The organism is Streptomyces sp. NPDC012466 (assembly GCF_042955215.1).
Taxonomy (GTDB): domain Bacteria; phylum Actinomycetota; class Actinomycetes; order Streptomycetales; family Streptomycetaceae; genus Streptomyces.
Genome location: NZ_JBIBEQ010000012.1, coordinates 257,039 through 267,645, shown reverse-complemented (window position 1 = coordinate 267,645; position 10,607 = coordinate 257,039). Strand labels below are relative to the sequence as shown.

Sequence of the window (10,607 nt, the reverse complement as noted above, 5' to 3'; positions counted from 1 at the left end):
GGAAACCCAGTTGGCGCCGCCCACGGGGGTCTACGGGGGCGCGCCCCCCCCCCCTGGGGGGGGGGGGGGGGGGGGGGCCCCCCGGGGGCCCCCACCCCCCCGCCGTCGTCATGAGCAGACCTTGCCGTCCTTCGGCACCGAGCCGTCCAGCAGGTACGCGTTCACCGTGGAGTCGACGCAGTCGCTCCCACTGCCGTAGGCGCCATGCCCCTCGCCGCGCCAGGTGAGCATCACTCCGACGCCCTTGCCCAGCTCGTCGGCCATCCTGCGCGCGCCCTCGTAGGGGGTGGCGGGGTCGCCCGTGTTGCCGACGACCAGGACCGGTGCCGCGCCGGGGGCGCTCACCTCCGGGGTGTCGTGCTGTCCGGGCACCGGCCAGTCGTGACACCAGCCGGCCGTGTCCCAGCCGAGGAACGTCCCGAAGACCGGGGAGATCTTCTCGAACCGGGGCAGCAGCTTCTTCGTCCGGGCCGGCGTCGGCCGCTGCCTGTCGTCCAGGCACGATATGACCCGTTGGGAGTGGGTCGTCGTGCCGTAGCGCCCCGACGGGTCGCGTTCGTTGTAGCGGTCGGCGAGGGCCAGCAGCTCCGAGCCGTCGCCCTTCTCGGCCGCAGCGAGGGCGCCGGTCAGGGTCGGCCAGCTGTCCTTGCTGTACAGCGGCAGGATGATGCCGGTGACCGCGAGGGCCTGCGTCAGCTTCCGGCCGGGTGTGCCCGTCGCCAGAGGCCGTTCGTCGATCCGCCGCAGCAGGCCGGCGATCTCGCGGGAGCCTTCCTCCGGGTCCTGGCCCGTGGATTCGAGGTAGCCGTTCAGCGCGCGCTGGAATCCCTGGGCCTGGTTCTGGGCGTGGCCCACGGTGTCGGCGGCGGGGTCGACGACCGCGTCCAGCGTCATGCGTCCCACGTGCTTCGGGAACAGATGGGCGTACGTGCCGCCCAGCTCGGTGCCGTAGGAGATGCCGAAGTAATTCAGCCGGTTGTCGCCGAGGACCTTCCGGATGCGGTCCATGTCGCGGGCCGAGTCGGCGGTCGAGACGTGCGCCATCAGCTTCCCGGCGTCTTTCTGGCAGCCCTTGCCGAAGTCGGCGGCGTCCTCGAGGTACGCCTTCTCCTCGGTGGGGGTGTCCGGGGTGACGTCGATCGACTCGGCGGCCTGGATCTCATCGTCGCCGCGACAGCGCACCCCTTCGCTGGCGCCCACACCGCGCGGGTCCCAGCTGACCAGGTCGTACCGCTCGCGGAGTGCGGAGACGGCCGGGGCGTACGACGGCATCATGGACACGCCCGAGGCGCCCGGGCCGCCGAAATTGAACAGCAGCGATCCGACGCGGTCGTCACCGCGGGCCTTGGCGCGGATGAGCGCCAGCCCGATCGTCTCGCCGTCCGGCTTCGACCAGTCCAGCGGCACCTTCAGCGTCGCGCAGTGCCATTCGCTGCTCGGCGCGGGAGCGTCGGCGGTGGCCTTGCAACGGCCCCACGCGAGCCCGCTCTTGTCGTCGTCGGACGAACCGCCGCCGCAGCCGGCGGCCAGCAGGGCCGAGGCGGCCGCCAGAGCGGTCCACCGAACGAAGCGCGTCATTGCCCATCCCCCCTCGCAGGCCGTCCGCTCCGTGCCGCGGATGGCGGTCAGGCCATGGTAGGCAGATCCCGCGTCGGCCGTTTCAGCCTGTGGATAACCTTCTGACCTGCGAGTTCGGCGGGATCGCTGCCGGTGTCAGGAGCAGACGGTCCCCGCCGGCGGCACCTTTCCGTCCAGCAGGTAGCCGTTCACAGCGCCCTGCACGCACTTGTTCTTGCTGTCGTACGCGCCGTGTCCCTGGCCCCGGTACGTCAGCTCGACCCCGACCCCCTTGCCCAGCGCGTTCACCATCGCCCGCGCGCCCTCGTACGGCGTGGCCGGGTCGCCGGTGTTGCCGACGACCAGAATGGGCGCCGAGCCCGCAGCGCTCACGTCCGGGTGGTCGGCGGCGCCCGCCACGGCCCAGTCGGTGCAGCTGAGCATGGACCACGCCATGTAGTCGCCGAACAGATCGGACGCGGCCCGGAACTCGGGCAGCTTCCGCTCGACGTAGGCGGTGTCGTAGCGGGGTTTGTCGTCGGCGCAGTTGATGGCGACGTTGGCGGGGGTGATGTTGCTGTACTCGCCGTTCTCACTGCGTCCGTTCATCGAGTCGGACAGCGAGAGCAGGATCCTGCCGTCACCGTCGTACGCGTTCTCCAGGCCCTCGGTGAGGTACTCCCAGAAGTCCTGCGAGTACAGCGCCTGCGCGATGCCGCTGGTCGCCGCCGTCTGGGTCAGCTGGCGCGGGAAGATCGCCGGGATCGGATTGCGGTCGAGGTCGTTCAGCAGCTTGGCGATACGGTCCTTCACGTCCTGGGCGCTGTCGCCGATCGGGCACTCCTCGGCCTTCGACGCGCAGTCCTCGGCGAAGTTGTCGAGTGCCAGCTGGAAGCCCTTGGCCTGCCCCAGCGACCCCTGCTCGGAGTTCTGCGTGGGATCGACGACGGCGTCGAACACGGCCCGGCCGACCCGCTCGGGGAACAGGTGGGCGTAGACGCCACCCAGTTCGGTGCCGTAGGAGATGCCGAAGTAGTGGAGCTTGTCGTCGCCGAGGACCTGGCGCATCAGGTCCAGGTCGCGGGCCGCGTCGGTGGTGCGCAGGTGCGGCAGGATCTTCTCCGAGTTCCGCTCGCAGGCGTCGTTGAACTCCTTGGTGTTGTCCACGAGCTGGGTGCGTTCGGCGGCGTCGTCGGGCGTGGCGTCCTGTTGGAAGTAGGCGTCGAGCTGCTGGTCGTTCTCGCAGAGCACGGGGTCGCTGCGGCCGACTCCGCGCGGGTCGAAGCTGACCAGGTCGTAGCGGGTGCGCAAGGTCTCGTAGCCCTCCGCGAACGCGGGCAGCGAGGTGACGCCCGAGCCGCCGGGCCCGCCGAAGTTGAAGATGAGCGAGCCGATGCGTTCGTTCTCGGAGCCGGTCGTCCCGACCCGGATCAGCTCGAGGCCGATGGTGTCGCCTTTCGGATCGCCCCAGTCGAGTGGAGCCTTCATGGTGGCGCACTGCCACTCACCGTCGTCCGGCAGCGGGGAGGGCGAGGCGCCCCCGCCCTGGGCCTCGTCCGGGGCCGGGCAGGCTTTCCAGCTCAGTTCCTGCCGGGTGAGGTCCTCGTCCTTGGCGTCGCCGTCGCCGCAGCCCGCCAGCACGGTGGAGAGCAGCAGGGCGGAGGCGGTCAGGGCGGCGGCGCGCAGCCGGAGGAGGGTTGGCATGGTTCCATCCTGCGGCGGCACCGAGCGCGACGCGCGGGACGCGTGCCGTACGAGGTAAGAGGGTCTGATGAGGCCAGAGGGCCTGCTCGCCGGGCCGGCGGCGCTGGAGGCCCGGTGGTCCGGCCGGTGCTTCCGGAGGCCGTCGGGCGGGTGGTGCCGGAGGCCGTCGACGGGTGGCGGAGGCCGTCGGGCGGGTGGTGCCGGAGGCCGTCGACGGGTGGCGGAGGCCGTCGGGCGGGTGGTGCCGAAGACTGTCGGGCCGGTGGTGCCGAATGCTGTCCGCCGGGCCTGTGGTGCGAAGGGCCCGCTTCCGAGGCGTTCTTTCCGAGCGCACCGGACGTGGCGGGACCTGCCGACCTGGCCTGCCCACCCGGTGCGGCCCGGGCGGGTCAGAGGGCCTGTTTGCGCGTGAGGTGGTTGAACGCCAGCCAGCCCGGCAGCACGGGAAGCCACAGCGTCAGGAGGCGGAACAGCAGGACCGCCGGTGCCGCGACCTCCTTCGGGAGTCCGACGGCGATCAGACCGACCGTCAGGGTCGCCTCGACCGCGCCCACGCCGCCCGGTGTCGGCGCCGCGGACCCCAGGGCGTTGCCCGCGAGGAAGACGACCGCGACGCTGGCGATGCTGATCGAGGTGGATTCGTCCCCGAAGGCGCGGATCGACGCGTCCAGGCACATCACGAAGCAGGCGGTCAGCAGCAGCATGCCGCCGATGCCGGTGACCAGCTTCTGCGGCCGCTGGAGCACGTCCAGCATGCGCGGCACGACTCCCGCGAACAGCGACCGCACGCGCGTGACGACGAACTTCCGCAGGAACGGCACCGACGTCACCACGAGCACGAGCACCGCCACCGTCAGCAGACCGGCGATGACCGTCCGGGACGGCGACAGCGACGGTGTCTTCTCGGTGCCGGTCAGATAGCCGAAGGACAGCAGCATCAGGATGTGGCAGCCGAGCCCGAACAGCTGTGACGCGCCGACGCTCGCCACCGCGAGCCCCGGCCGCACCCCGGCCCGCTGCAGGAAGCGCGTGTTCAGCGCGACCCCGCCGACCGCCGCCGGGGCGACGATCTTCACAAACGACCCGGCGACCTGCGCCGCCACGGTCCGCACGAACGGCACCCGCTCGGGCACGAACCCCAGCAGGGCCATCGCCGCCGCGACGTAGCTGCACATCGAGAACAGCACGGCCGCGGCCACCCAGCCCCACTCGGCGTTCGCGATGAGCGGCCCGAACTCGATGTGCGTGAGCTGGGTCAGCAGGAAGTACGCGCCGATCGCGCCGGCGATGAAGCTCATCAGCGTGCGCGGCCGTACCCGCTCCAGCCGGGCCGGCTCGACGGGCGCCTGCGGCCTGATCCGCAGCACCGCGTGCCGGATCTGAGTGAGCAGGTCCTCCTCGCGCGCCTCCTCCAGGGCCTCGTCGATCGCCCGCTTCTCGGCCCGCTGCTCCGCCCGTACGGCCTTCTTGCCGGGCTTTTCCAGCACGACCGCGGACTCGTCCGCGTTCTCCTCCAGGCGGGCCTGCTTGGCCTGCCGGGACGCCTCCAGCACCGCGTCGCGCTCGCGCTGTGCCCGTTCCCGGGCCAGTCTGCGCAGCGTCGCGCGCGTGGAGCGGCTGAGCGCGATGGGCTGGAGCATCGGCAGGCAGTCCGCCACCGCGTCGGGACCGAGCACGCCCACCGCCGAGGCCACGGCCCGCTCGGCGCCCACCCGGAGGCCGAGGGTCACCAGCAGTTGGGAGGTGTCCATACGCAGCAGCAGATCGCCGGCCGCGATCTCGCCGACGCGCAGGTCGGTGAGGATCACCGTGCCGGAAGGATCCACCAGAATCGCGTCGCCCACCAGCCTGCGGTGCGCGATACGCCGCGACTGCAGGGACCTCACCTGGTGCCAGGTGTCGCGCAGCAGGTCGTCGGTGATCTCCTCGTCCGACAGCGAGTCGAGGGTGCGCCCGCCGCTGTGCTCGTAGACGAGCATCACCGCGTCGGGGCCGAGCTCGGAGGTGGCGATCAGCTTGGGGGCGTTGGCCCCGGCCGCGATGGCCGCGTACGCCAGCAGCGCCTCCTGCTCCAGTGCCTGCCGCAGCGACTGGAGGCTGCTGCGGGTGGCGAAGCCGCGCAGGGTGAGATTGCGCCAGGCGCGGTAGAAGAAGCCCTGCGCCTGCTGCTCCCGGTCGACCACCGTCACATCCAGGGGCGGGCCGTCCTCCAGGGTGACGAAGTAGCGCCGGCCCCGGTCTCCGGTGTCCGGGGTGTCCGAGGTGTCCTCGCGTGACGCGCTGACCGGGCGGAAGCCGACGGTCCGCAGGCCGGCCATCAGGGTTCGCCCGGTGGGCCGGACGTTGGGCGAGCCGACCGCGTACAGCGTGCCGTAGGCCACGGTCCAGCCGATCAGCACCGTCAGGATGATCGAGAACGGGGTCGTGTAGCCGGTGACGAGCATGGAGAAGGCGTCGAGGAGCAGCACGACCCACAGCACCGCGCGCCACCGCGGTCTGCGCGACATGCCGACGGCCGTCATGTACGCGATGACCGGGGCCAGATACCCGTGCACGGGATCGGTCAGCGCGTGGATGTCGCCGGGGGAGGGCTGTGTGAGCGCCTCCTGGATCGAGTCGGGGGCGGCCCGGGCGACCCACAGGTCGGTGGCGAGGGTCACACCGTGTGCCAGGACCGCCGCGAGGACGCCGTCGGCGATGCGGAGCCCGTCCCGTTTGATCAGCCGCTCGATGGCGAAGGCGACCGGCACCAGCAGGATGGCGATGCTGGAGGCCAGCCCCGCGAGCTTGATGAGCAGGTCGGGGGCCTGCCCGGTGCCCTTGTTGATGTCCTGTTCGAGGCCCGAGGTGGTGCCGTGCGCGAACGCGGCGACGCCGATCAGGATCGCGACGGCGAGCACACCCACCAGCAGGCGCATCAGGTCGGACGGGCGGTGCACGCGCGCGGGGAGCAGCGGTTCGTCGCCCTCCACCTCGTCGATGTGCGCGACGTCGGGCTCCTCGGCGGCCGCCCGGGGCTTCTTCGCGGCCCCCTTCGGACCGTTCTCCGGAGTGCCCGGGCGCGACGAGGCGTCAGAGGTGCCCTCCGTGTCCTCGGGGTGCGCACCCTGCTGCTTCATCGTCTCTTCTTGGTCTCGTATCACCGATCACCGCCCGCACGATGGTGGCATGCCGCACCGGCACACGGGACAATCAGGGTGCACATGCGGGGGCGGACAGTCTGCCCGACGCGCTCCTGCCGGGTGAGGGAAATGCCCGGGATCACGCCCGGCCCGTTGTCGGTGGGGTGGGGCAGGATGGGGCGGATGAGTGAGCAGAGCCCTGAGGGGGGCGGGTACGAGGACGGCCCCGCGCAAGCACTCCCCGAGTACGCCGAGCGGGTCCTCGACGTCGCCGAACTGATCCCGCCGGGTCGTGTCATGACCTACGGGGACGTCGCCGAGTGGCTGGAGCAGGGCGGTCCGCGGCAGGTCGGCCGGGTGATGGCGCTCTACGGGGGAGGCGCGCCGTGGTGGCGGGTCGTCCGCGCGGACGGCGTCCTGCTGCCCGGGCACGAGCAGCGGGCGCTCGGGCACTACCGGGCGGAGGGCACACCCCTGAAGGAGGCGGGCCGCTCCGCCGAGGGCCATCTGCCGCGCATCGACATGAGACGGGCGCGGTGGGACGGCGGCGATCGCGCGGAGGGTCACACCTGACAGCTTCCGCCATCGGACGGCCTCTCGTGGGGCCCGTGATCCGTACGGGGGAATCGGGGCACACCGCGAGCATGACGTACGTTCGTGAGGCGAGGGGCGTGAGTGCCACGGGTGCCGTGAGTGACCGGCGGGAAGAAGGGGAAGCCCTGCTTCCGCCGCACTGGTCGGCGTAGCGTCGGCTCCGCGTGCCCCCGTCACCCCGCGGTCACCGCCCGCCTCGTGCGGTGGCCCGCCACCCAGCACTTCCACCAGAACCGGCGAACCACGTGAGCTCCTCTTCCTTCACCAGCGGCCTGTCGCACCCCCGGGTGCGGCGGGGGAGTCGTGGCGCCTACCGACTGGTACGTACCCCTCCTGCTCGGGTGGACCCCCCTCGTTTGGACGCCTCGCAGCGCTCCGTGGTTGACCATCCGGGGGGCCCGCTGCTCGTCCTCGCCGGCCCCGGCACGGGCAAGACCACCACGCTCGTGGAGTCCGTGGCCGAGCGAATCGCCCGGGGAGGGGACCCCGAGCGGGTGCTGGTGCTCACGTTCAGCCGCCGGGCGGCCGTCGAACTGCGCGACCGCCTGGCCCTTCGGACCGGGGCGGCCCGCGCCCCCCGGGCGACCACCTTCCACTCGTTCTGCTACGCCCTGGTCCGCGCCCACCAGGACAGCGACCTGTTCGTGGAGCCGCTGCGGCTCCTGTCCGGCCCCGAGCAGGACGTCTCCGTGCGGGAACTGCTCGCGGGCCAGGTCGATCTGGAACGGCTCGGACTCGCACACGTGCGCTGGCCGGACGAACTGCGCGCCTGCCTGACCACCCGCGGTTTCGCCGACGAGGTTCGCGCGGTACTCGCCCGCAGCCGTGAACTGGGCCTCGGTCCGGACGCCCTGGACGCCTTCGCCCGCCGCACGGGGCGCCCCGACTGGCGCGCCGCGGCCGCCTTCCTCGCCGAGTACCTCGACGTGCTCGACCTGCAGGGCGTGATCGACTACGCCGAGCTCGTCCACCGCGCGGTGCTCCTCGCCCGCCGCCCCGAGGTCGCCGCGTGGCTCGCCGCCCGGTACGACGCCGTCTACGTCGACGAGTACCAGGACACGGACCCCGCTCAGGTGCGGCTGCTGGACGCCCTGGCCGGCGGCGGCCGCACCCTCGTGGCCTTCGGTGACCCCGACCAGTCGATCTACGCGTTCCGCGGCGCCGACGTGAACGGCATCCTGGACTTCCCGCACGCCTTCCCGCGCGCGGACGGCCGCCCCGCCCCCGTCTCGGTGCTGCGCACGTCCCGCCGCTCCGGCGCCGGCCTGCTGGCCGCCACCCGGCTGCTCACACAGCGCATGCCGCTGACCCGCCTGCCCGCCGAGAAGGTGCGCGCCCATCGCGAACTCGCTCCCGTCCGGGACGGCGGCCGTGTCGAGGCGTACACGTACCCGACGTCCGGGACCGAGCTGGACAACATCGCCGACATCCTCCGCAGGGCCCATCTGGAGGACGGCGTCCCGTGGAGCGACATGGCCGTCCTGGTGCGCGCCGGCTCCCGCACCATCCCCACGGCCCGCCGCGCCCTCACGGCGGCGGGCGTCCCCGTGGACGTCGACGGTGATGACGTGCCGCTGCGGCACGAACCGGCCGTGGCACCGTTGCTGACGGCGTTGCGGGCGGTCGCTGCGGCGGAGGCGGGATCCCCCGAGCCTCGGCAGTCCGAGGAGGCCCCTTCCTCTCGGGACTCCGAGGAGGCCCCTTCCTCCGACGACCCCTCCGCCCGGCAGGACAGCTGCTGGCTCGACACCGAAACCGCCCTCACCCTCCTGACCTCCCCCCTCGCGAGCATGGACGCCGCCGACCTGCGCCGTCTCGGCCGCGCCCTGCGCGACGAGGAACGGGCCGCGGGCAATCCGCTGCCACCCCCCTCCGACCTGCTGCTCGCGCAGGCGCTCGCCGAACCGGAGCGTCTCGCCGTGCACGACCCCACGTACGCGCGGGGCGCCCAGCGCCTCGGCGCGCTGCTGCGCAAGGCCCGCGAGCGCCTGGCCGGCGGCGGGACCGCCGAGGAGGCGCTGTGGGACCTGTGGGAAGGCACGCCATGGCCCGGCCGGCTGGAGCGGGCCGCCCGCCGGGGCGGCGCCGCCGGGCGCAACGCCGACCGCGACCTGGACGCCGTCTGCGCCCTGTTCGCCACCGCCGCCCGCGCGGAGGAGCGCACCGGCGGCCGGGGGGCCCTGAACTTCCTGGAGGAGATCGACGCCGAGGACATCGCCGCCGACACCCTCACGCGGCGTGCCGTGCGACCCGACGCCGTCCGCCTGATGACCGCGCACCGCTCCAAGGGTCTGGAGTGGCGCCTCGTGGTCGTCGCCGGCGTCCAGGAGGGCCTGTGGCCGGACCTGCGCCGCCGCGGCTCCCTCCTGGAGGCCGACCGCATCGGCCGCGACGGACTCGCCGAACCTCTCACCCCCGGCGCGCTGCTCGCCGAGGAACGCCGCCTCTTCTACGTGGCCGCCACGCGCGCGCGTGAACGCCTCGTCGTCACCGCGGTCAAGGCCCCCGCGGACGACGGCGACCAGCCCTCCCGCTTCCTGACCGAACTCGGCGTCGAACCCAAGGACGTCACGGGACGCCCCCGCCGCCCGCTGTCCGTCGCCGCACTCGTCGCCGAACTGCGCGCCACCACGGTCGACCCGCGCGTCTCCGACGCCCTCCGCGAGGCCGCCGCCCACCGCCTCGCCCGGCTCGCCGCCCTCACCGACGACGACGGCCGCCCCCTGGTGCCGTCCGCCCACCCCTACCGCTGGTGGGGCATGTTCGAGCCGACCGAGTCCAAGGTGCCGCTGCGAGACCGGGACCAGCCCGTCGTTCTCTCCGGCAGCGCCCTCGACCAACTGGCCAACACCTGCGCCCTCCAGTGGTTCCTCGGCCGCGAGGTGAAGGCCGACGCGCCCGCTACGGCCGCCCAGGGCTTCGGCAACGTGGTGCACGTCCTCGCCGACGAGGTGGCCTCCGGGCACACTCCGGCCGACCTCGGCGTCCTCATGGAACGCCTCGACTCCGTGTGGAACGCCCTGGCCTTCGACGCGCCGTGGAAGTCGGCCCAGGAGAAGGACAACGCGCGCGTGGCGCTCGAACGGTTCCTTCAATGGCACGTCATGAACCGCACCGGACGCACCCCGGTGGCCAGCGAGCACGACTTCGACGTCACCCTCGAAGCGGGCTACTACCGGGTACGCATCCGCGGCCAGATGGACCGGGTCGAGGCGGACGGCGACGGCCGCGCCTACGTGGTCGACTTCAAGACCGGCAAGCAGGCGCCCAGTTCCAAGGAGGTGGAGCGCCACCCGCAGCTCGCCGTCTACCAGCTGGCCGTACGCGAGGGCGCCGTCGACGAGGCCTTCGACGGCGTACGCCCCGAGCCGGGCGGCGCCGCACTCGTCCACCTCCGGCAGGGGGCGGCCAAGCGCGACGGCGGGGAGAGCCTGCCCAAGGTGCAGGCCCAGGAGCCCCTGGAGGGGGAGTGGGTCGGCGACCTGCTGGCCACCGCCGCCGGCAAGGTCCTCGACGAGCGGTTCACACCGACCGCAGGGCAGCACTGCACGCACTGCGCGTTCCGGGCCTCGTGCAGCGCGCGGCAGGAGGGGCGTCACGTCGTCGAGTGAGGTATCGCACCACCTGTGC

General features: G+C 72.8%; 5 protein-coding genes. 2 read left to right on the top strand and 3 right to left on the bottom strand.

Annotated features, from left to right (window positions below; translation table 11 throughout):
• Positions 1–108: 108 nt before the first annotated feature.
• The 3 genes from ACFY9E_RS35570 to ACFY9E_RS35560 all read right to left on the bottom strand — a co-directional run bounded on the left by ACFY9E_RS35570 (position 109) and on the right by ACFY9E_RS35560 (position 6,380).
• On the bottom strand, positions 109–1,578 hold the full coding sequence (locus ACFY9E_RS35570; RefSeq protein WP_390991455.1) for an alpha/beta fold hydrolase: 1,470 nt from the start codon (positions 1,576–1,578) through the stop codon (positions 109–111).
• A gap of 135 nt (positions 1,579–1,713) precedes the next feature.
• The gene (locus ACFY9E_RS35565; protein ID WP_390991452.1) at positions 1,714–3,261 is read right to left on the bottom strand and encodes an alpha/beta fold hydrolase; all 1,548 of its coding nucleotides are present in this window, start codon (positions 3,259–3,261) and stop codon (positions 1,714–1,716) included.
• Positions 3,262–3,650: 389 nt separating this feature from the next.
• The gene (locus ACFY9E_RS35560; protein WP_390991449.1) at positions 3,651–6,380 is read right to left on the bottom strand and encodes a lysylphosphatidylglycerol synthase domain-containing protein; all 2,730 of its coding nucleotides are present in this window, start codon (positions 6,378–6,380) and stop codon (positions 3,651–3,653) included.
• Positions 6,381–6,566: 186 nt separating this feature from the next.
• Here ACFY9E_RS35560 and ACFY9E_RS35555 point away from each other — a divergent pair, with 186 nt between their 5' ends.
• Together ACFY9E_RS35555 and ACFY9E_RS35550 are read left to right on the top strand one after the other, a co-directional pair.
• Positions 6,567–6,956, top strand: coding sequence for an MGMT family protein (locus ACFY9E_RS35555; RefSeq protein ID WP_390991446.1), 390 nt, complete (start codon positions 6,567–6,569; stop codon positions 6,954–6,956).
• A gap of 266 nt (positions 6,957–7,222) precedes the next feature.
• Positions 7,223–10,588 carry a UvrD-helicase domain-containing protein gene (locus tag ACFY9E_RS35550; RefSeq protein ID WP_390991443.1) on the top strand — a complete coding sequence of 1,122 codons (3,366 nt, stop codon included), beginning with the start codon at positions 7,223–7,225 and terminating at the stop codon, positions 10,586–10,588.
• Positions 10,589–10,607 lie beyond the last annotated feature (19 nt).

Excerpts from the sequence above, each read along its gene's own strand:
- ACFY9E_RS35570 (WP_390991455.1), bottom strand. The coding sequence starts at position 1,578 with ATGACGCGCTTCGTTCGGTGGACCGCTCTGGCGGCCGCCTCGGCCCTG.
- ACFY9E_RS35565 (WP_390991452.1), bottom strand. The coding sequence starts at position 3,261 with ATGCCAACCCTCCTCCGGCTGCGCGCCGCCGCCCTGACCGCCTCCGCC.
- ACFY9E_RS35560 (WP_390991449.1), bottom strand. The coding sequence starts at position 6,380 with ATGAAGCAGCAGGGTGCGCACCCCGAGGACACGGAGGGCACCTCTGAC.
- ACFY9E_RS35555 (WP_390991446.1), top strand. The coding sequence starts at position 6,567 with ATGAGTGAGCAGAGCCCTGAGGGGGGCGGGTACGAGGACGGCCCCGCG.